This is a genomic window from uncultured Oscillibacter sp., from assembly GCF_900546705.1.
Lineage (GTDB): Bacteria > Bacillota > Clostridia > Oscillospirales > Oscillospiraceae > Oscillibacter.
On the sequence record NZ_URDP01000001.1, the window covers coordinates 68,715 to 89,432 of the forward strand.

Annotated in this window: 18 protein-coding genes; 11 read left to right on the top strand and 7 right to left on the bottom strand. The window is 61.7% G+C overall.

Annotation, left to right across the window (positions count from 1 at the left end):
* Positions 1–187: 187 nt before the first annotated feature.
* The 4 genes from QZS13_RS00320 to QZS13_RS00335 all read right to left on the bottom strand — a co-directional run bounded on the left by QZS13_RS00320 (position 188) and on the right by QZS13_RS00335 (position 4,894).
* Entirely contained in the window at positions 188–1,666 is a 1,479-nt protein-coding gene (locus tag QZS13_RS00320; RefSeq protein WP_295584079.1) for a DUF4367 domain-containing protein, read from the bottom strand.
* Positions 1,653–2,222 (bottom strand): RNA polymerase sigma factor, encoded by a 570-nt coding sequence (locus QZS13_RS00325; RefSeq protein ID WP_295584081.1) that lies wholly within the window; start codon positions 2,220–2,222, stop codon positions 1,653–1,655. Before QZS13_RS00325 ends, QZS13_RS00320 begins: the two co-directional genes overlap by 14 nt.
* Before the next feature lie 131 nt (positions 2,223–2,353).
* Positions 2,354–3,895, bottom strand: a complete 1,542-nt coding sequence (locus QZS13_RS00330) for an LCP family protein (protein ID WP_295584083.1) — start codon at positions 3,893–3,895, stop codon at positions 2,354–2,356.
* Positions 3,896–3,916: 21 nt separating this feature from the next.
* Positions 3,917–4,894: an HpcH/HpaI aldolase/citrate lyase family protein gene (locus QZS13_RS00335; RefSeq protein WP_295584085.1), complete on the bottom strand. Its 978-nt coding sequence runs from the start codon at positions 4,892–4,894 to the stop codon at positions 3,917–3,919.
* Positions 4,895–5,153: 259 nt separating this feature from the next.
* Between QZS13_RS00335 and QZS13_RS00340 the strand changes: the two genes are divergently transcribed.
* The 11 genes from QZS13_RS00340 to QZS13_RS00390 all read left to right on the top strand — a co-directional run bounded on the left by QZS13_RS00340 (position 5,154) and on the right by QZS13_RS00390 (position 17,386).
* On the top strand, positions 5,154–7,424 hold the full coding sequence (locus QZS13_RS00340; RefSeq protein WP_295584087.1) for a YceG family protein: 2,271 nt from the start codon (positions 5,154–5,156) through the stop codon (positions 7,422–7,424).
* 2 nt (positions 7,425–7,426) lie between these two features.
* Complete coding sequence (locus tag QZS13_RS00345; protein ID WP_295584089.1) at positions 7,427–8,581, top strand: toxic anion resistance protein; 1,155 nt, start codon at positions 7,427–7,429, stop codon at positions 8,579–8,581.
* Positions 8,582–8,598: 17 nt separating this feature from the next.
* Positions 8,599–9,180 carry a TerD family protein gene (locus tag QZS13_RS00350; protein WP_295584091.1) on the top strand — a complete coding sequence of 194 codons (582 nt, stop codon included), beginning with the start codon at positions 8,599–8,601 and terminating at the stop codon, positions 9,178–9,180.
* A gap of 14 nt (positions 9,181–9,194) precedes the next feature.
* Entirely contained in the window at positions 9,195–9,776 is a 582-nt protein-coding gene (locus tag QZS13_RS00355; protein WP_295584093.1) for a TerD family protein, read from the top strand.
* An 11-nt stretch (positions 9,777–9,787) separates the two neighbouring features.
* A complete protein-coding gene (locus tag QZS13_RS00360) occupies positions 9,788–10,393 on the top strand; it encodes a TerD family protein (RefSeq protein ID WP_295584096.1) in 606 nt (201 codons plus the stop codon).
* 14 nt (positions 10,394–10,407) lie between these two features.
* The gene (locus tag QZS13_RS00365; RefSeq protein WP_295584098.1) at positions 10,408–11,016 is read left to right on the top strand and encodes a TerD family protein; all 609 of its coding nucleotides are present in this window, start codon (positions 10,408–10,410) and stop codon (positions 11,014–11,016) included.
* A 99-nt stretch (positions 11,017–11,115) separates the two neighbouring features.
* Positions 11,116–13,785: a calcium-translocating P-type ATPase, PMCA-type gene (locus QZS13_RS00370; protein WP_295584101.1), complete on the top strand. Its 2,670-nt coding sequence runs from the start codon at positions 11,116–11,118 to the stop codon at positions 13,783–13,785.
* Positions 13,786–13,848: 63 nt separating this feature from the next.
* Positions 13,849–14,418: a rhomboid family intramembrane serine protease gene (locus tag QZS13_RS00375; RefSeq protein WP_295584105.1), complete on the top strand. Its 570-nt coding sequence runs from the start codon at positions 13,849–13,851 to the stop codon at positions 14,416–14,418.
* Positions 14,419–14,447: 29 nt separating this feature from the next.
* Positions 14,448–15,584: a phosphoribosyltransferase domain-containing protein gene (locus QZS13_RS00380; RefSeq protein WP_295584107.1), complete on the top strand. Its 1,137-nt coding sequence runs from the start codon at positions 14,448–14,450 to the stop codon at positions 15,582–15,584.
* Positions 15,568–16,617: a cysteine protease StiP family protein gene (locus QZS13_RS00385; protein ID WP_295584109.1), complete on the top strand. Its 1,050-nt coding sequence runs from the start codon at positions 15,568–15,570 to the stop codon at positions 16,615–16,617. The genes QZS13_RS00380 and QZS13_RS00385 overlap by 17 nt, the downstream gene beginning before the upstream one ends.
* A gap of 1 nt (position 16,618) precedes the next feature.
* Entirely contained in the window at positions 16,619–17,386 is a 768-nt protein-coding gene (locus QZS13_RS00390; protein ID WP_295584111.1) for a haloacid dehalogenase, read from the top strand.
* A gap of 33 nt (positions 17,387–17,419) precedes the next feature.
* Here the strand turns inward: QZS13_RS00390 and QZS13_RS00395 are convergent, their stop codons facing one another.
* Genes QZS13_RS00395 through QZS13_RS00405 form a run of 3 tightly spaced genes read right to left on the bottom strand, consistent with a single transcriptional unit; the run spans position 17,420 to position 20,675 of the window.
* A complete protein-coding gene (locus QZS13_RS00395; RefSeq protein ID WP_295584113.1) occupies positions 17,420–18,685 on the bottom strand; it encodes a zinc ribbon domain-containing protein in 1,266 nt (421 codons plus the stop codon).
* A gap of 24 nt (positions 18,686–18,709) precedes the next feature.
* Positions 18,710–19,966, bottom strand: a complete 1,257-nt coding sequence (locus QZS13_RS00400) for a zinc ribbon domain-containing protein (protein ID WP_295584115.1) — start codon at positions 19,964–19,966, stop codon at positions 18,710–18,712.
* A gap of 1 nt (position 19,967) precedes the next feature.
* A complete protein-coding gene (locus QZS13_RS00405) occupies positions 19,968–20,675 on the bottom strand; it encodes a serine/threonine-protein kinase (RefSeq protein ID WP_295584117.1) in 708 nt (235 codons plus the stop codon).
* Positions 20,676–20,718: the final 43 nt, after the last annotated feature.

Sequence of the window (20,718 nt, forward strand, 5' to 3'; positions counted from 1 at the left end):
GGGCGGATTTTGACACCATAGACGCGGTCTATGATTTTATGCAAAAAATTAAGCGGCCGCCGGGGGTTCCACCAGGGAAAGAACCCGCAGCGGCCGCTTTGTCGGCAGGCCAAAGACGGCAAGGCGCCGGGCAGATGCTTCTGCCCGGCGCCTCGCCGGTGTCCGGTATGGGAGAAGGCGGCGGCCTTCAGTCGAAAAACCGGAGGTTTTCCGCGATTTTCTGGTTGTCCTCCTGGGAGATGCCGTCCGTCCAAACGTGGACGTACAGGTCGTATGCCGGTTCCATGACCACGCACTCCATGTAACCGGCTTTGCAGATCCGGACGGCCTCCCGTCCGTTGATGCACAGGCCGGTGTCCACACTGTCGGCATCTTCCGTGTTCAGTACCTTCTTGTTACCCGTTTCCACATTGATGTTGATGACGGCGCCGGATTCATTGCGGTACCCTGCGTAGGACCCGGGGGTGCTCAGACCACAGACAAAGCCGTCGGGCACCCAGCCCACCTCCACGTGGGCAAGGTCGGGGACGAGCGGGCCCTGCGCCGGCTCCGGTTCCGCAGGCTCCACGTAGTGCATGCTCTCGGCGATCTTCTGGTTGACTTCCAGAGGGATCCCCGCGGAGGTCCACACCCGGTAGATGAGGTTGTGCTCCGTGTCCATCATGACCGTGTGGATAATGCCCTTTTTGAACACCCGCAGGGTATCCATGCCGTTGATGGTCAGATGGTCGATCTGATCGGCGTCCTCCGTGTCGATGTCCATGTTTCCGCTGCCGCTGGATCGGTCAATTATAAAATAGGTTCCGTCCGGATTCGTATATCCATACAGGCTGTTGGGATAGTTTGCTTCCAGCGTATAGCCGGAGGGAATCCAGCCTACCTCCAGATCTTCAAAAACGGGCCAGTCCTCCGGCTGCACATACCGGAGATTTTCCGCGATCTTCTGACTGACGGCCGGGTCGATGCCATCGGAGGTCCAGACGGTGAAACAGACGCCGTTTTCCGTGTCCGTGACACAGCAGGTGGTGGCTCCGTCCTTTTCTACCAGCAGGGCGTCCAGCCCGTTGAGGGAGAGAGTCTCCGTGCGGTCGGCGCCATCGGTGTCTGCTGCCGGGGCGTCCTCCAGAGCGTACAGGCTGATGACCAGGGACAGCCCGGTGCCGTCCCGGAATTCCGCCTGCTGATTTGGAATCGTGGTGGTGCAGGTGAACCCCTCCGGCAGCCAGCCGATCTCCAGATTCTCAAAATAGGCCAGCTCCGCCTCGTTCTGGGGCTCCTGGGGCGTCTCGTCGGCGGGCCTCATGGTCAGCTCTGTGTATTGCTCCTCTACGGTGATGAGCAGATTCATGGTGGAGACCCGGAAGTCCTCGGACAGGGCAAACGCCGTGGTGAACATCAGCGCCGCCACGGCTGCTGCCATGGCCACCCGGTGAAAAATCCGCCGGGAGGCCTGCCGGCGGTGCCGCCGGCGCTGCCCGGCGAAAAAACGGTCCATAGTCTGGCGGCAGCGGCGCTCCGCAGATTCCGGCAGCGCTGCGGAGGGATCGGCGGACAGAGACTGGTTCAGCTCTTCCAGCCGGGCACTCTCCTGGCGAATGACCTCGTCCATCAAAAGCGCAAAGCGGGCGTCGTCATACTGTTCCCACAGGGTTTCACGATTTGTCATGTGCGGCCCCTCCTTCTTTCATGCGTGCCAGCGCCCGGCGTCTGGCCCGGGAGAGCTTTACCCGGACGCTGCCCGCCTTGCACCCCAGGGCCTGGGCCATCTCCGCGTCCGACTGGCCCAGAATGTAGCGCCGGTAGAGCACCTCCTGATCCATGGGCTCCAGCGACGGCCACACAGCGGCCAGACCGTCCAGGGCCTCTTTCCGCTCCAGGGTCTCCTGGGGATGGCCCCAGTCGCTTTCCCGGCGGTCGGCTTCCTCATCCATGACCTGGGTATGGCGGCTGACCACCGCTTGGTGGCGCTGGAAATTGATGGCAACGCTTCTAACTGTATAGACAACATAGGTGCCCAAGGCGCAACGGGGCACCTCCATCAGCGTGGGAATCCGCCGCAGCAGCTTTTCCACGGCGTCCTGCAATACGTCCTCTGCATCGCTCTGACTGTCGGTGTAGCTTTTGGCGGTATACCACATCAGGCGGTTGTAGTGCTGATAGAGGTCCTCAAAAAAACGGCGCTGGTCCTGTGGGACGCTGTCATCTATGGTAAAGAGGAGCAAGGATATCCCTCCCAAAAAAGTCTTATCTATAAAGAAACACCTGACCGGCAAATCCGCAACGGCTGCAAGGAAGATTTCGGGAGATGAAAAAATACCCGGCAGGCGGCTGCCTGCCGGGTATTTCAGATGGATCACGGTGTGGACTCAGTCAGGATAAACCCCTCATCTGCCGGCGGCGTGTCGGGGCCGGGGGTACTGACATCAGGGATAGCGGCATCGGGGGGATTGGTATCGGGAGCTTCGGTACCGGGCGCTGTGGAATCCGGCGCTTCGGCAGAAGGCGTGCCTGCGTCGGGTGTCTCAGCATCAGGAGTGCCGGTATTGGGGATGCCTGCGTCGGGTGTCTCGGCGTCAGGAGTGCCGGTATCGGGGACGCCTGGGTCGGGGGCCTCAGCGTCAGAGGTACCGGTGTCAGGTATATTGGGGGCCGGTGTCTGGGGATCAGATGCATTGGTATCCGAGGCATCGGCGTCGGGCGTCGTGGAATCCGGCGCCTCGGCGTCGGACGATACCGCGGGACTGGAGGGTGCGGTCACCGGCGCGGCAGCGCGGCTGTCCTCCAGGTGTCCGGTGGAGGAGCGGAGAGAGCCGTCGGCGTTGACGGACATGATGTCCAGGTCGCTGAGGGTGAACGTCTCCTGAAAGGGACTGAGCTGCGTGTTCACGATCTCCAGCAGCTGGTTGGGAATGGGAACCACATATTCGAGATACCTGTGGTAGGAGCGGCTGTATGCCTCGGCGCTCTTCCAGGGCATGGTCAAAAAGGTGACATTCTCCATACTCAGACCGCCGGAAAAGGCCTGCTTGCCGAACCAGAGAATGTTCTGGAAGCTCAGGTCGGTCTGGACGGACTCCTGGAATACGCCTGCCAGCTCTCCCAGGTGCAGCACATTGGCCGGCTGCATCATCTGCTCCATGACGGCTTTGAGGAAGTTCTGCTGCACCTCCATGCGGCCGTAGTCACCGATGCCCGTGTGGTAGCCGTAGGGGCTGTTCTTGTCGTTTTTCCGCCAGCGGATCACCTGCATGGCGTCGTCACCGGAGAGCAGGCGGTAGCCCTTTTCCTGCTCGATCACCAGATCCTGCTCCGGGTCGTGGTAATCCATGGTGTAAGGCACGTCGAACCAGACGCCGCCGATGGCGTCCACGATCTTGCCCACGGCCTCCCACTCCACTACTACCTGGTAGTCCGGCGCAAAACCCACCAGCTGGCTGATCTCCTTGTAGAGGGCCTGGATGCCCTTGTCGCCGCAGCCGTAGGTGTTGTAGACGGAGTTGATTTTCTTGACGTCCCAGGAGACGTTGACCATGGTGTCCCGGGGGATGGACATGACCGTGGCCTTCTGATTGGTTACATCATAGCTGGCCAGGAGCATGGTGTCCGTATTTCCGCCGCCGCCGGTATCGCGGCCAAGAATCAGCACTGTGTAATAGGCGTCGCTTTTCCGCGCGCCGCTGGCCCTGGGCTGGATGCCGTCGCCCCAATCAATCTCCTGAACGGGGGCGTCCGGCTCCTTCTCGCCGGGCAGTTCGGGCTGGACGAACAGACTCTTGTATGCCGCCGCTGCGGCCACCGCCACGGCCAGCACGATGGCCGCGGCCAGCAGAATCTTCTGACGCCCGGTCAGGCGGCGCTTTGCCGCCGGGCGCGTGGTGTTCTCTCTTTTTCCCATAGCGCGTCCTTTCACAGCCTGTTAGTTTTCTGTATTGTCTGAGCGGATGCCGTAGTACCGGGCCAGATGTGCAATCCGTTGGGCCCAGCGGAAGTGGGTGTTGTATTCGTTCATCCGGGTGGCGGCGGCACTGGCGGAAACCAAATGCCCGTCGGACCCGTCCCAATGAAGGATGGAGCAGGCGTCGGCGTAGTCCTCCCGGGACACCCGGAGCATGTCGTTGACCACCGGAATCTGATTGGGGTGGATCACTGTCTTGCCTACGAACCCGCTGAGGCGGTCCAGCTCCAGCTCCCGGCGCAGTCCGGTGTCCCAGCCGGGGCCGGCGTAGTACTCCCACACGGGGCCGGAGACCACGTACCGGGTGGCGAAGGTGGTGACGATGTCCACCAGCAGGTCCGCCACAGGCTTGACATCATAAATGGTGTCGCAGACCCGGCGGCGCAGGCCGAAGGCATGGGAGAGGTCGTTGCCGCCCACCCGGATGTTTAAAATCCGGTCGGATACCGGCTCCAGTGCGTCCCGCACCCGGGCAAGGTTTTCGTACCGGGTGTGCAGGTCGATCATGTCCGGCGACTCGAAGATGGGCATATAGTAGTAGTCCAGCCCCCGGCTTCGAAGCTGGGCAATGGCTGAGAGATAGTCACCGCAGTTTTCCACGAAGAACTTGGGCAGGATGAAGCCGGTGAGAATGTGGGAGAGAGGACGGCAGGCTTCCGCCAGGTGCAGAAGCTGCCGGGGCGAGCGTACCCGGATGAAGATCAGAGGAAGATAAAAGTCCGCTGCGGCGTGGGCGTCGCTGATGCGCCGCAGAGTCTGAAAGAGCGTCTGTTCCGCCTGGGCCACCGCGTCATCCCGGACGGTATCCTCCAGACAGAAGGCCAGGGAAAATGGCTTGGGGTACAGTTCATTTTTCAAAGCATCCGCAATGGAACCGTGGGCGTTGGCGGGACAGTACAGCAGTGCGCCCACGGCGTAGCCGTTAAGTTCGTGCGTCATTGGTCAACCTCTTTACAACGTGAAATTTTTCAAAGCCGCCCAAGCACGGAGGTCCGGCGGACGGTGTAAAATCAGACAGTGAAACAATTGTAGCACAAAAGGGACAAAAGGGGAACTGTCAGAATGGAAAGTGTGTATCAAATGCGCTACGGCGGAGGCGGGCGGCAGACGGCGGATTTTCTTGTGAGAACGATTGAAAGAATCCACGCCTCGTATTATAATGAGGAAAACTACATTCAGCGAAAGAAAGACGGCCACTATGTTTAGATTTGGAAGCTTTGAAAAACTGAATGACTATTTCCTCCCCCTCTCCCGCCGACGGGAGCGGAGCGTCTTTTTCTGTCGGATGGATGGGCTCAACGGGGAGATCGAGAACTTTATCCGGTGCTATTACGACGCCGCCCGGCGCAACGGTGTGATTCTGGACGGGCGGATTCCCAACCCGGACGTGGGGCAGCTGTCCTACTTTTCCGAGATGCTGGGGACGGAGTTCCGGCATGAGAGGACCTTTCTGGACCAGCGGCTGGGCGTGTGGCTGCCCCGCATGTCCCAGAGCCAGCGCGCCGCTGTGGCGGAGGCCATGGATGAGACACTGAGGGACATGGTGCGCAGCGGCAAGACGGAGAGCATCCTGCGCAACGCCTACACCAAGTACATGTGCTGGCTCTACTATAAATTCGAGCGCATCGTGGGCAGCCTGGGGGCGGAGGAGCCGCCCAAGATCCTCTACGACGGGGACATCAGCAGCTACGAACTGCAGCTTTTGACCGTGCTGTCCCGGGCGGGGGCGGACATTGTGCTGCTGGAGCGGTCCGGGGACGCGGGCTACCAAAAGCTGGACCCGGCATCTGCGTGGTCCGTGCTGTATCACCCAAATGATGCAGGACCCGTCCCGAATACGTTTAACTTAAAAGAAATCCAGGCACAGCTTGCCCGGCAGGCCCAGACTCAGCGCCTCTACGGCACGCCGCCGGAGACCGCCCCGTGCACCAACGCCTGGATGGAAAAGGCGGAGCTGGAGCAGGCGGCGGTGCCGCCCCGGCAGCGGGGCAGTGACCCGGCTCTTTTCTACAACGCCTTCCTGGCTCAGTACGGTGTGGCGGATAAGCTGCTCTTTTCCAGCGACCTCTATGCCTTCTACAAGCGCCTTCAGGGGGACGGCCGCAGGATCTGCGTGGTAAACGGAAAGATCCCCCTGCCCACACCGGAGGAGATCGCCGCCGTGAAGCGGCAGAACTACACCACGGCGGAGCAGCTGGCAGCGGGCCTTTCCCGCAACATCCGGTATGCAGGCAGCCAGGAGCTGCAGCGTCTCATGGTCAAGGCATTTTTGGACCTGGTACTGGAGGAGAGCACCGGAGCGGAGGGCGCCATCCACAAGCTGACCAACAAGGCCGTGTATCTGCTGGCGTGGCTGGGGCGGTACCAGAAGGAGCTCTTTTCCGGCTGGCACGCCGGTGACGTGGCGGTGTTTATCCTCTTCGGACCCTGCACCACGGCGGCGGAGGCGCTGTTTTTGCGGATGCTGGCCCGCCTGCCGGTGGATGTGCTGGTACTCATGCCAGACGGCGGTGCATCGTCGGTGCTGCGGGACGGCACGCTGCTGGAAATCCGCTATGAGACCACCATGGACGCCCAGTCGTTCCCCACAGAGCAGACGCAAAACCGGGTGAGCACGGCGGCCTACCAGGCCGAGCGGGAACTGGATACGCTCATGTATCAGGATACGGGGCTCTACCGCTCCCAGCAGTACGCCAAGGCGGAGACGGTGACGCTCCAGACCATGTACGAGGAGATCTCCATTTTGTGGGACCAGGAGCTCAAGTACCGGCCCAACTTCAGTGTCCAGGGGGATACGGTCACCATGCCGGTGCTGCTGGAGAAGATCTGCGGGGTCAAGGACGGGCAGACGGCCCAGTACTGGCTGGACATCAAAAAGCTCATCACCCCGGACACCCTGGTGGTGCGCTCCGTGCCGTATCTGACGGCACTGGACGCCAACCCCATCAAGCCATTCGCCACTCAGTTTCTCCAGAACGGGCGGCTGCGGCGGGACAAGATCAAAAGCCACAAGGCGTACCCCTACGGCATCCTGCGGCCGGCCATTCAGGATTACCTGCTGGATAAGCTGGCACTGCTGCTGGAGCGCAGGACCATTGCCGGGACCTTTGAAAACGGCACGGAGTACACGGTGATTTCCACGGTGCTCAATCTCAACAAGGAGATATTGCGTCTCATCCAGAAATTTGATTTTACCAAGAAAAATCCCAAGATGATCTTCATCAACACCACGGAAAAGCTCCTCTCTTTGGAGGACAGCATCCTGGCGGCATTTTTGAACCTGGTGGGCTTTGATATCCTGTTCTTTGTCCCCACCGGCTATCAGTGCATCGAAAAGTATTTTACCGGCCCCTTCGCCAGCGAACAGCAGCTGGGCGAGTATTTATATGACCTGTCCGCTCCCGACTTTGACACATTACAGGAGGGCGGACTGCATGCCATTCGAAAACTATTTGGAAGGAGCTTTTAACTATGGGATTGGATTTCAGCAGACCCGCCTCCGGTGCCGTACAGCCGCACGCGCAGGCCCAGAGCCCGGCGGAGCCTCAGGAGGACTATCAGCAGTACGACATTGTGGCCGACCGCAATCAGATGAACCAGCTGATGACCAACTCTCCGGAGGTGGACCGGCTGGCCAGCCAGATCGAGGTCTACAACCTGGAGACCATCGTCTCCTTCGGCTCCGGCGCCGCTGAGGAGATCTCCAAGTGCTCCGACGTGGTCTTGAACAGCATGAACATGTCCCAGCTGGACGACTCCAGCGCCATGCTCAATACCCTGGCCAAGATCATGGACAAGTTCGACATTGAGGAGATCAAGGAAAACCCGGGGCTGTTCGGCAAGCTCTTCGGCAACCTGCGCAAGCAGCTGGACAAAATCCTGGCCAAGTACCATACCATGGGCGAGGAGGTGGACAAGATCTACGTCCAGCTCAAGCAGTACGAGACGGAGATCAAGCAGTCCAACCGCAAGCTGGAGGAGATGTTCCAGGCCAATGTGAATTACTACCACGAGCTGGTCATGTACATTCTGGCCGGTGAGCAGGGCTGCCGGGAGCTGGAGGCCTATATCGCCCAGCGTCAGGCGGATCTGGACGCCACCGGCGACAACTCCATCCAGTTCGAGCTCACCACCCTCAACCAGGCGCTGATGATGCTGGAGCAGCGCACCCAGGACCTGCGCACGGCGGAGAGCGTGGCCATGCAGGCCATCCCCATGATCAAGACCATGCAGTTCAGCAACATGAACCTGGTGCGCAAGATCAACTCCGCGTTCATCATCACGCTGCCGGTGTTCAAGCAGGCGCTGACCCAGGCCATCATGCTCAAGCGCCAGCGCATTCAGGCGGAGGCCATGTCCGCCTTGGACGCCAAGACCAACGAGATGCTCATCCGCAACGCCCAGAATACCGCCGACCAGGCCAAGATGACCGCCCGGCTGGCCTCGGGCAGCTCCATCAAGATCGAGACGCTGGAAAAGACCTGGCAGACCATCGTCTCGGGAATTGACGAGACCCGCCAGATCCAGGAAAACGCCCGCAAGCAGCGCCTGGACGACCAGAAGCGCCTGGAGGCCATCAAGGCCGATTTCAACGCAAGATACAGCATGCCTGATAAAAAATACTGAAAACGGAGGGTAATGTTATGCCGATCAATCTGACCAAGGGACAAAAAGTGGACCTGACCAAGGGAAACCCCAGCCTGAGCAAGATCGTGGTGGGCCTTGGCTGGGACGTGAACGTCTATGACTCCGGCGCGGCCTTCGACCTGGACGCCGCGGCGTTCATGCTGGGTGCCAACGGCAAGTGCCCCACGGAGAAGGAGTTCGTTTTTTACGGAAACCTCTCCCACGCCAGCGGCTCCGTCAAGCACATGGGCGACAACCTGACCGGCGAGGGCGACGGCGATGACGAGCAGATCGTGGTGGATCTTTCCAAGGTGCCTGCCAACGTGGAGCGCATCGCCTTTACCGTCACCATCTACGACGCGGAGAGCCGCCACCAGAACTTCGGCCAGGTGTCCAACGCCTATATCCACATTCAGGATCTGGTCACCGGCACCGACCTCATCCGCTATGATCTGGGGGAGGATTTCTCCATTGAGACGGCCATCGTGGTGGGCGAGCTGTACCGTCACAACGGCGAGTGGAAGTTCAATGCCATCGGCAGCGGCTTCCAGGGAGGCCTGGCGGCCCTGTGCGGACACTACGGGATTGAAGTTGCCTGAGGAGGTATGGAGCTATGCCGATTAGTTTGAAAAAAGGACAAAAAGTCAGCCTGACCAAGGACAATCCGGGCCTGACCAAGGTGATGGTGGGCCTGGGCTGGGACGTGAATGCCTTTGATACCGGCGGCGCGTTCGACCTGGACGCCGCGGCATTCCTGCTGGGCGACAACGGAAAGACCACCCGCTCCGAGGACTTTGTGTTCTACGGAAATCTGAAGGACCCCTCCGGCGCTGTGGAGCACATGGGCGACAACCTGACCGGCGAGGGTGAGGGCGACGATGAGCAGATCCGGGTGGACCTGAGCCGGGTGCCGGACAACATCACCCACATCGCCTTTACCGTGACCATTTACGAGGCGGACGAGCGGCGCCAGAACTTCGGCCAGGTGTCCAACGCCTTTATCCGCATTGTGGACGAGGCCAAGGGCCAGGAGCTGCTGCGCTACGATCTGGGGGAGGACTTCTCCATTGAGACGGCGGCTGTGTTCGGTGAGCTCTACAAGCACAACGGCGAGTGGAAGTTCAATGCCATCGGCAGCGGCTATCAGGGCGGCCTTGCGGCCTTGTGCGCCAATTACGGCATTGACGTGGAGTAAGGAGGCGGACCATGGCCATCAGTCTGGAAAAGGGCAGAAAGGTCAATCTGCAGAAGAAAGAGCGGACGGGTCTGGGTGAGATCCTGGTGAACCTGAACTGGAACAGCCGGCCTGCCAAGCAGGGCTTTTTCGCCAGCTTGATGGGCGGCGGCAAGGGAATCGACCTGGATCTGGGGTGCCTGTATGAGCTGAAAAACGGCCGCAAGGGCGCGGTCCAGGCTTTGGGCAATGCCTTCGGCTCGCTGAAGGAGCCGCCCTACATCGCCCTGGACGGGGACGACCGCACCGGCGCCGTCACCACCGGGGAGAACCTGCGTATCGACGGAAATCGCATTGCCGAGATCAAGCGGATTTTGGTCTATACCTTCATCTATGAGGGAATCGCCAACTGGCAGCAGGCGGACGCCACCGTCACCATCCGCTACCCCGGGGCTGAGGATCTGATCGTCAAGATGGACGACTATAACTCCAGCAATATCATGTGCGGACTGGTCCTGCTGGAAAACGTCAACGATGAGACGTTCAGCGTGGAGAAGATCGTACAGTTCTACAAGGGGCACGAGGCGCTGGACCAGGCGTTCCACTGGGGCATGCGCTGGAAGGCCGGAAGAAAATAAGGAGGAATTGCACCATGTCTGTAAGCCTGCAGAAAGGGCAGAAAGTCAGCCTCTCCAAGGAGGGGCGCGAGGGCCTCAACCGTGTGATTGTGGGCCTTGGCTGGGATGAGGCCCAGCGCCAGCACAGCGGCGGATTGTTCGGATCGCTCTTTTCCGCGCCGGCCCAGGCCATCGACTGCGATGCGTCTGCACTGATGCTCAAGAGCGGAAAGCTCACCGACCAGAAGGACATCGTCTACTTCGGTAACCTGACCCACAAGTCCAAGAGCGTACGCCACATGGGCGACAACCTGACCGGCGCCGGCGAGGGCGACGATGAGCAGATCGTCATTGAGCTTACCCAGGTGCCTGCGGAGTACGACCGGATCGTAGTGGTGGTCAACATCTACCAGGCGATGGCCCGCAAGCAGCATTTCGGCATGATCCGCAACGCGTTCATCCGCATTGTGGACGCCCGGAACAACCAGGAGCTGTGCCGGTTCAACCTGTCGGAAAACTACGATGACATGACCGCCATGATCTTCGGCGAGATCTACCGCCACAACGGTGAGTGGAAGTTCAACGCCATCGGTCAGGCCACCAAGGACCCCAGCCTGGGCGATCTGTGCAGACGCTATATGTAACGGTACCTGCGGGGCCCGCAAGCAGAAATTTACCCGGCGGAGAAGAGAAGCGGAAGCGTCCGCTTCTCTTTTCCCGATTACTGAAGGAGAAACAAATCAATGCATTTTCATGGTCTGAGTGACAAAGAAGTTGCCGAGTCCCGGGCAAAATACGGCAGCAACCTTATTCCTGACTCCGAGCCCACCACATTCTGGGCGGAGTTCAAAGAGACGTTCGGCGACCCCATGATCCGCATTTTGCTGGCCATCGCGGCACTGATGATCGTCATGTGCCTGTTCGGCTATGCGGACATCTATGAGCCGGTGGGCACCATTGTGGCCGTTTTGATTGTGGCGTTCGTGTCCGCCAAGACCGGCGTGGCCAGCGACACGAAGTACCGCCAGCTCAAGGACAGTACGAAAAAGGACCAGTGCAAGGTCTACCGCAACGGCGTCATCACCGTCATCGACGTGGACGACGTAGTGGTGGGGGACAAGGTGCTGCTCCAGGCGGGCGACAAGATCCCTGCCGACGGTATTCTGGTCCACGGCAACCTGAAGGTGGACAACTCTGCTCTCAACGGCGAGGCGGAGGAGTGCAAAAAGACCGCGGCGGAGGGCGAGGTGCGCCTGGCCGACGAGATCACCGGCGATACCTTTGTGGACAAGCACTCCTTGTTCCGGGGCGCAGTGCTCTTTGACGGCGAGGGCGTGCTGGATGTGCAGAAGGTGGGTCTTTCCACCATGATGGGAAAAATGGCCCAGGAGATGCAGGACGACGAGCCCGACTCCCCCCTGAAGGTGAAGCTTGCCAAGCTGGCGGGCATGATCTCCAAGTTCGGCTACATCGGCGCCGTGGTCATTGCAGTGCTGTACATGGGCTACTTCATTCTCTCTGCCGGCGGCTTCGGCCCCTATTTCTCCGCCGGACTGACCCAGGTGGTCAAGGACGTGGTGGAGGCGGTGTCCCTGGCGGTGGTCATCATCGTGTGCGCCGTGCCTGAGGGACTGCCCCTGATGATCTCCCTGGTGCTCATGCAGAACACCAGCAAGATGCTGGACCACAACGTGCTGGTGCGCAAAGCCGAGGGCATCGAGACGGCGGGCTCTTTGAATATCCTCTTCAGCGATAAGACCGGCACCATCACCAAGGGCCATCTGGAGGTGGTGGAGTTCTTCACCGCCGACGGCATTACCATCCCCCTGAGCGAGCTTTCCCAGCACGGGAAGATCAAGGGCCTGGTGGACCTTGCCATCGGCAAGAATACCCAGTCCATGTTTGACGCGGAAGAACGGGTCATCGGCGGCAATGCCACGGACCAGGCCCTCATGAAGTTCCTGGGTCCCCAGGTGTTCCACCAGCTGGAAGGCAGTTACACGGTCACCAATGCCCAGGCGTTCAACTCCGCCAACAAGTTCAGCCAGGCGTATCTGGGTGAGCTGGGCCGGACGTTCTACAAGGGTGCCCCGGAGCGGCTGCTGGCGGTGAGCGGCAAATACCTGAGCATGAGCGGCGAAGAGCGGGCGATCAATCCCGACGTGCTCAACGCCAAGATCGACGAGCTGGCCAGCCGGTCCATGCGGGTGCTGGCGTTTGGCTATTCCCCCAGCCCCATGACGGAAAACGCCATCAACCCCGACACGGTCATCATCGGATTTGTGGGCATTCGGGACGACGTGCGCCCCGAGGCCCGGGAGGCCATTGCCGCCGTGCAGCACGCGGGCATCCAGGTGGTCATGATTACCGGCGACCGGCTGGAGACCGCTGTGGCCATCGCCAAGGACGCGGGCCTTTTGAAAACCGAGGACGAGGTGGCACTGACCTCCGCCCAGCTGGGTGAGCTGAGCGACGAGGAGGTCAAGAGCATCATCCCCCGCATCCGGGTCATCGCCCGGGCCCTGCCCACGGACAAGTCCCGCATGGTACGGCTTTGCCAGGAGATGAACCTGGTGGTGGGCATGACCGGCGACGGCGTCAACGACTCCCCCGCTCTGAAGCGGGCCGACGTGGGCTTCGCCATGGGCAGCGGCACCGAGGCCGCCAAGGAGGCCGGTAAGATCGTCATTCTGGACGACAACTTCAAGTCCATCAAGGACGCCATCTGGTACGGCCGTACCATCTACCACAACATTTTGAAGTTCTGCAAGTTCCAGCTGGTCATCAACGTGGCTGCTGTGGTGGTCAGCGCCATCGCGCCGTTTTTCGGCGTGGAGGAGCCGTTGAAGGTCACCCATCTGCTGTTCGTCAACCTGGTGATGGATGGCCTTGGCGCCATCATGCTGGGCAACGAGCCCGCCCAGGAGCGGTACATGACGGAAAAGCCCCGGCGCCGGGACGAGAGCATTGTCAGCCGCCCCATGATGCAGCAGATCGTCATTATGGGACTGTGGCTGACGGCGGTGAGCTTCTTCTTCCTGAAAGCCCCGTTTTTCGACCAGTTCTTCGCCAACACCGAGCAAAAGCTCACGGCGTACTTTGTGCTCTTTATCTGGAGTGCCCTGTTCAACGGCTTCAACGTCCGCGACGACGGCTTTGCCATTTTCAAGGGACTGAATGAGAACACCGGCTTTATGAAGGTCTTTGTCACCATCGTGCTGGTGCAGGCCTTCATTGTCAACGCCAGTCTGATTCCCATCAGCGTGTTCGGGTGGATCAGCAGTATGTTCAGCTGCGTGCCCTTTGGACTGACAGGCTGGGTTGTGGTAGCCGTTCTGGCGGTAACCATGATTCCCGTGGACATGCTGCGGAAGGCACTGACCGGAAGCGGCAAAACCGGAGACGGGAAATAAGAAAGGGGTTCCCCAAAACACCGTTTTGGGGAACCCTTCCACTAACCGAGGGAGTTGGTGCAGATGAAAAAATTACAGTACAATTCTCCCGTGATCCTGAGCTTTTTCTTTCTCTCCCTGGCGTCCCTGGCCCTGGGGTACATGACCGGCGGGGTCACCACGGCGGCGTTGTTTTCCGTGTACCGCTCGCCGCTGACCAGCCCCTTGACCTATGTCCGCTTTTTTGGGCACGTACTGGGCCATGCAGGGGCGGAGCACTTTCTGGGAAACATGCTGCTTTTGCTGGTGGTGGGCCCGCCCATTGAGGAAAAGTACGGCAGCCGGATGCTGCTGGAGGCCATCACCCTGACGGCACTGGTGTCCGGCCTTTTGCAGTTTGTCCTCTTTCCCGGAAGCGCCCTGCTGGGAGCCAGCGGCATCGTGTTCATGCTCATCATGCTCTCCTCTCTTGCGGGCATGAAGGAGGGGAAGATTCCCCTGACGCTGATTCTGGTGGGGGTTTTGTACCTGGGCCAGGAGGTCTATTCCATGCTGTTTGTCCGGGACAGCGTGGCCAATCTCATGCATATCGTCGGCGGCGTGTGCGGGACCGTGTTCGGCTTCGCCGCCGGAAAAAAGCGGACGGCGTACTGAGGGCCGCCTGGATACAAAGGAGCGAGGCAATGCCGATTTACACTCAAGAAAATACGCTGCGGGTGGCCAAGCGGTACCGCAACGCCAAGCGCGCCTACCTGCTGGTCAACCCCCTGCAGGCAAAGCACCTGCCCGTGAGCCCCGCGGCGGCGCTGGACATGATGGAGGCCCTGGGGCGTCAGCTGGCGGGGCACTATCCCGGCGCGTCGCTGGTGGTGGGATTTGCGGAGACCGCCACGGCTATCGGTGCGGCCGTGGCCCGGTGCCTGGGGGAGGCGTGCGTCTACCTGCACACCACCCGGGAGCCCTTTTCCCCGGGGGAGCACTGGATCTCCTTTTGTGAGGAGCACAGCCACGCAGTGGAGCAGACCCTCTGTGCCGACGGTCTGGAGGCATACCTTGCCCGGACGGACACGGTTCTTTTCGTGGACGATGAGATTTCCACAGGCAAGACCCTGCGCAATATGATCGCCCAGCTTCGGGAGCGGTATCCCGCTCTGGGAGGGAAGACGCTGGTAGCGGCGTCCATCCTCAACCGGGTTTCCCCAGAGGATGAGGCGCTTTTGCGCCAGGCGGGCATCTGCTGCGAGTATCTGGTGAAGCTCTCCCAGCAGGACTACACGGCGGCAGTGGCGGATATCGCCGTGGAGGAGGCCCGGCCGGCAATGCCGGCGGACGTGACCTTCCGTCACCGCACGCTGCCCGGCCTGGAGACAGGCGACCCCCGGCGGGGCGTGGAGATGGGGACCTATGTCCGTCAGTGCGGCCGGGCGGCCCAAATGGCGGCGGAGGACCTGGACCTCCCGGCGGACGGGCGTGTGCTGGTGCTGGGCACGGAGGAGTGCATGTACCCGGCTCTGGTGCTGGGGTCGGAGCTGGAGCGGCGGGGCCTGGAGGTCCGCTGCCATGCCACCACCCGCAGCCCCATCGGCATCTGTGATGCTCCCGGCTATCCCATCCGCTGCGGGGTGAAGCTCCCCAGCTTCTATGATCCCGCGCGGACCACCTACCTCTACGATCTGGACCATTACGATGCGGCGGTGGTGGTGTCGGACACGCCCCGGCAGGATACGGCCGCCCTGGCGGCCCTGACAGGGGCGCTGACGGCGTACGGGACGGAGAAAATCTACTATGTGCGGAGGGGAAGCGATGTTTGGTACCTATAAGCCCGAGGACGTGACGCTGCTGCTCAAGGACATCACCGGTCTGGTGGAGCCGCTGGACACCCGGGAGCGGGAGCGGCGCATCCAGAGTGGGGAGCACTACTCCCGGATGCTGCCCATCGAATATGAGCCCACACCGGCGTATTTTGCCGCCTATGAGGACGCCCTGGCCCGCTACGCGCCCCTGACAGCCCGGGCGGTGGCGTCTGTGGCGGAGCAGATCTGGCAGGAGAAGGGAGAGCGGGCGGTGCTGGTGTCCCTGGCCCGGGCGGGCACGCCCATCGGCATCCTCATCCAGCATGAGATCGCCCGGCGCCACGGCGTCCAGGTGGCCCACTACGCCCTCTCCATCATCCGGGGCCTTGGCATCGACCGCAACGCCATGGACTATATCCTGGCGCGCCACCGGCCCCAGGACATCCAGTTCGTGGATGGGTGGACCGGCAAGGGGGCCATCCGGGACCAGCTGGTGCTGGCCATGGAGGACTATCCGGGGGTCAGCGCGGGACTCGCAGTGCTGTCCGACCCGGCCCGCATCGCGGAAAAATGCGGCACCCACGACGATTTCCTCATTGCCAGCTCCTGCCTCAACGCCACGGTGTCCGGCCTGCTCAGCCGCACCTTTTACCGGGAGGACATCATCGGTCCCCATGACTTCCACGGGGCGGCCTTTTATGAAAACCTGCTGGACCGGGACGTGACGTATCAGTTCATCGGCGCGGTGGAGCAGTGGCTGGATGGGGCGGAGCCGCTGCCGGAGCGGCCCGCGCCGGACAAGACCGCCGCCCAGGAGGTGGCGGAGATCTGCCGCACCTTCTCCATCGCCGACCGGAACCTGGTGAAGCCGGGCATCGGAGAGGCCACCCGGGTGCTGCTCAGGCGCGTGCCCTGGAAGGTGCTGGTGCACAGCCTGGACGACGAGGCCCACCTGGGCCACCTCTACCAGCTGGCATCGGAGAAAGGGGTGGAGCTGGTGGAGTATCCTCTGGTCAATTACCGGGCCTGCGGACTTATCCGCTCCATGGCGGACAGCTGAGATGAAAAAGTTGCTCTTTGCCAGCGATCTGGACAATACGCTGCTGTTTTCCCGGCGGCACAGCCGTCCGGGGGACGTGTGCGTGGAGATGCTGGAGGGAAAGGAACAGGGGTATTTTACCCCGCTGACCATTGCCCGGCTGCGGGAGGTCAACGCCTGCATGGACTTTGTGCCCGTCACCAGCCGGTCCGTGGCGCAGTACCGGCGCATCCGGTTCCCGGCGGGCTGCGTGCCCCGGTGGGCCGTGACCACCAACGGCGGGCTGCTGCTGGAAAACGGCGAGATCGACGAGGCGTGGCAGGCGGAGTCCCTGGCGGAGGTAGCCCCCTGGCGGGGGGAGCTGGAGCGGACGGAGGCGCTGTTTCAAGCGCAGATAGTGCCCCATCGGGGCCGCATGGTGGACGACCTCTATGTTTTCGCCGCCTGCGACGATGCCGCGGACGCCCACGCTCTGGCGGCGGCCCTTATGGGGCGCACGGAGCTGGAGGTGGCCGTCTCCGGCCGGAAGGTCTATTGCTTCCCCCCGCCCATCAGCAAGGGGCATGCCCTGGAGCGGCTGCGGCGCCGCTTGGGACCGGCGGCGGTCTTTGCAGCGGGGGACACCACCATGGACGTACCCATGCTGCTGGAGGCGGACGCCGCCGCGGCGCCGGAGGCGGCGCTGCTGGCGGGCTTTGCCGGACAAAAGTACCTGCCCCGGGAGGGGGAGCACTTCGGCGAGTTTGTCCTCCGATGCGCCCTGGCCTTTGCCGGGGAGAAAACCCAATAAAAAAGCACCCGGAACTGTTTCCGGGTGCTTTTTTCATTCAAAGACGGCCTGGGAGAGGTCCAGGGGGTGATTGCAGCGGTTGTCGATGTCCGTGCCGTTGCCGGTAAAGCGGCAGCCGTCAAGCTCGATGGTCTGGTCCGTGGGTACGTTTTCCAGCAGCATGGCGGTGGAGTTGTCCGCAAACACATTGTCGTTGAAGAGGTAGTGGTTGGCGCTCTGGCCGGTGCTGTTGAAGTGGAAACCGATGGTGTTGTCCCGCAGGTCGCACTCCCCCAGACTCACCCAGGCCGTGCCGTAGCCCAGCATGGCGGTACGCCAGCCGGTAAAGCTGCACCGCTCCGCCCGGCAGTTGTCCGACATGGACAATCCCACGCCGTTTCCGCTGCCCACAAAGTCGATGTCGCAGAAGTAGTTGATCCAATAGCTGTCCGCTGTGGCCACCTGCACCGTGTCCGTAAACACGGTGCGGCCGCTGCCGTCGGTACAGCCGTGGAACTCGTAGGACCGGCCCGTCAGCTCCAGCTGGCCGGTATAGGTCACCGGCGGCAGATACACGATCACCTCGTCCAGCCGGTTCGTCTCCGCCTGGATCTGGTCCAGCAGCGCCTTGAGCTGGTCCATGGTCTCCATGGGGTAGTCGTGGTAGTCATAGACATGGGTGTGGATCAAGGTGACGTGCATGGTCTGGCGCAGGCGGATGATGTCTCCGTTGTCCATGGTGATCACCCACACCACCTGGGGCTCGCCGCAGCCGCCGGAAAACTCCAGCACGGATACCATGGCCGCGTCCGGGGAGTACGGGTCCCGGTTCACGGGCGCTTCCGCAGTGAGATCGGAGGTACCCTGGGGGTCCTGCTCCACCTCCATGTGCACGGAGGCTACCTGCTGGGAAAATTCGTCCCAGCCGTCGGTGCCGGAGTCCTTGTAGTTGACATAAAGCCTGGACGGCCAGCGGTTCACGTCGCTCTCCCGGCCGGACTGATGGATATCCGGCGCAGGGGCGCAGCGGTTGCCCGGCCAGGCCACCGTCAGCTGATAGGCGATGCCGTCCAGGGTGTAGTGCACCTCGCCGGCGGAGCCGCTGTCGTATACCTGGGGCACATAGGGGCGGCGGGCATAGAAAATCCCGATGCCTGCGGCGGCCAGCACCGCTGCGCACAGCAGACCCAGCAGGAAGCGCCTGCGCATGGGCGTGGGGATGTGGGGGCGTTTGCGGCCGTGGAGATCCCGGGCACAATGGGGGCAGAAGGCGGCGCTGTCCGGCAGGGGCGCGCCGCAGTGGGGACAGGTGCGGTTCAATGTAGATCGGTCCTTTCGTAAAAGTCACTCAAAGATGGCCTGGGTGATGTCCAGGGGGTGATCGCAGCGGTTGTCGATGTCCGTGCCGTTGCCGGTGAAGCGGGAGCCCTGGAAGTTCAGGCATTCGTCGGAGGGCACGTTTTCCAGCAGCACGGCGGTGCCGTTGCGGAGGAAGACGTTGTCGTTAAACATGGTGTGGGTGACGTACTGGCCGGTGCTGTTGAAGTGGAAGCCGGTGGTATTGTCCACGAACCGGCAGCCGATCACGTTGACCCACACGTCTCCGTAGCCCAGCACACCGGTCTTCCAGCCGGTGAAGGAGCAGTTTTCCGCCCAGAACCGGGCAGAGGCGGACACGCCGATGGCAGACTTGTTTCCCACAAAATCAATGTCGTAGAAATAGGAGATGGGGCCGTCCTGGGCGCTCAGGCGCACCGTGTCGGTGAAGGTGGTGCGGCGGCCGTCGGCGTCCTGGGAGCCGTAGAGGTTCACGGGGCGGCCGGAGATGGTGACGCTGCCGGTATAGGTCACTGCCGGCAGGTGCAGGTTCACCACCGCGGGCAGGGGGATCTGGCCTGTCACCTGGTCGATGAGGGATTGAAGCTCCTCCGCCGTGGACATGGGATGGTCCTCCGGGTAGAAGTCATAAGTCTCAATGGGCACGGGGGTGATCTTCTGGTGCAGACGGATGGTGTCCCCGTTGTGCATATTCAGCGTCCAGACCAGCTCCGCAGGGGAACTGCTGCCCGTGTAGTTCACCAGGACCACCGCAGCGGCTTCCGGGGAAAAGTCCCGGTACTCCGGCTGGGTACACACCATGGGCCAGGGGGAGTCCTCCGGCTGGATGAGCTGGGCGGAGATGGCGTCTACTTTCTGCATGAAGATCTGGCGGGCGTTGGCGCCGGAGTCCACATGGTTGATGAACAGGCGGCAGGGGGTCCGGTATTCCTGGCTTGGCTCCGCTTCCAGAGAGAGCTCCTCCTGGGGCGCAAAACGGTCGTTGATGCCGGACAGAAGCAGCTGATAGGTGCCGTCGGCGTCGGTATAGGTCACCTGACCGGCACCGTCGTATGTATTGGGCGTGCAGCAGGCATAGAGAGCCGCAATCACGGCAATGGCCAGCACCAGCGCGGCGGCATGACGCAGCGTGATCCGCCACAGCACCGAGGGGACCCGGACTGTCTGCCGGGCGCGGACGGACCGGGCGCAGCGGGGGCAGAAAGAGGCCCCCTCCGGCAGCGGGGCGCCGCAATAGGGACAAGGAAATGTACCAAGATCCACTTCACAGCGCCTCCATCAGCCGCAGCACGTTTTTATAGCGCCGCTGGGGATTGACATGGGTGCACCGGTCCACGATGCGGCCCATTTTCCCCTCTGCCAGCTTTTTGGAGGGGTGCTCGCCGGTGAGCATTACATTGATGAGAATGCCCACGGCGTAGATGTCCGTGCGGATGTCGGACTGGGACAGGCCATACTGCTCCGGGGCGGCAAAGCCGTTGGTACCCAGAATCTGGGTGTCGTTTTCGTGCTCTGGCTTGTGGAGCCGGGCGGCGTCAAAGTCAATGAGCACGGCCTCCGCCCCCCGCAGGATGATGTTCTCCGGCTTCACGTCCCGGTGGACGGCGCCGATGGAGTGGAGCACCCACAGCGCCCGGCACACCTGGCGGACGATCCGGCGGGTCTCCTCGGGAGAAAAGAGCGCGCCCTGAAGCAAAAATCCCAGGGTGTCTCCCTCAATCAATTCCTCCAGCACCAGATTTTCCCCATTCTCCTCCGCCACCTCATAGACGGCGGGCAGGTTGGGACAGGTATAGTCCAGAAGCTTGCGGTATACCTCCGGATTCCCCGTAAACTGCCGCAGAATGAACCGCTGCCCTGTGGCGTTGTGGCGGATGAGGCGGACGCTGCCCCGGGCGCTTTGCTTGATGAGACGCAATTGCGTATAGTCTGCCCGGAGGGCATCCGAAAGCCAACTGTAAAACGAAGCCATTGACAAAATCACCAATCCTATGCAGAGCGCATATTGTAACGTT

Excerpts from the sequence above, each read along its gene's own strand:
- QZS13_RS00320 (WP_295584079.1), bottom strand. The coding sequence starts at position 1,666 with ATGACAAATCGTGAAACCCTGTGGGAACAGTATGACGACGCCCGCTTT.
- QZS13_RS00330 (WP_295584083.1), bottom strand. The coding sequence starts at position 3,895 with ATGGGAAAAAGAGAGAACACCACGCGCCCGGCGGCAAAGCGCCGCCTG.
- QZS13_RS00335 (WP_295584085.1), bottom strand. The coding sequence starts at position 4,894 with ATGACGCACGAACTTAACGGCTACGCCGTGGGCGCACTGCTGTACTGT.
- QZS13_RS00340 (WP_295584087.1), top strand. The coding sequence starts at position 5,154 with ATGTTTAGATTTGGAAGCTTTGAAAAACTGAATGACTATTTCCTCCCC.
- QZS13_RS00345 (WP_295584089.1), top strand. The coding sequence starts at position 7,427 with ATGGGATTGGATTTCAGCAGACCCGCCTCCGGTGCCGTACAGCCGCAC.
- QZS13_RS00350 (WP_295584091.1), top strand. The coding sequence starts at position 8,599 with ATGCCGATCAATCTGACCAAGGGACAAAAAGTGGACCTGACCAAGGGA.
- QZS13_RS00355 (WP_295584093.1), top strand. The coding sequence starts at position 9,195 with ATGCCGATTAGTTTGAAAAAAGGACAAAAAGTCAGCCTGACCAAGGAC.
- QZS13_RS00360 (WP_295584096.1), top strand. The coding sequence starts at position 9,788 with ATGGCCATCAGTCTGGAAAAGGGCAGAAAGGTCAATCTGCAGAAGAAA.
- QZS13_RS00365 (WP_295584098.1), top strand. The coding sequence starts at position 10,408 with ATGTCTGTAAGCCTGCAGAAAGGGCAGAAAGTCAGCCTCTCCAAGGAG.
- QZS13_RS00370 (WP_295584101.1), top strand. The coding sequence starts at position 11,116 with ATGCATTTTCATGGTCTGAGTGACAAAGAAGTTGCCGAGTCCCGGGCA.
- QZS13_RS00375 (WP_295584105.1), top strand. The coding sequence starts at position 13,849 with ATGAAAAAATTACAGTACAATTCTCCCGTGATCCTGAGCTTTTTCTTT.
- QZS13_RS00380 (WP_295584107.1), top strand. The coding sequence starts at position 14,448 with ATGCCGATTTACACTCAAGAAAATACGCTGCGGGTGGCCAAGCGGTAC.
- QZS13_RS00385 (WP_295584109.1), top strand. The coding sequence starts at position 15,568 with ATGTTTGGTACCTATAAGCCCGAGGACGTGACGCTGCTGCTCAAGGAC.
- QZS13_RS00390 (WP_295584111.1), top strand. The coding sequence starts at position 16,619 with ATGAAAAAGTTGCTCTTTGCCAGCGATCTGGACAATACGCTGCTGTTT.
- QZS13_RS00405 (WP_295584117.1), bottom strand. The coding sequence starts at position 20,675 with ATGGCTTCGTTTTACAGTTGGCTTTCGGATGCCCTCCGGGCAGACTAT.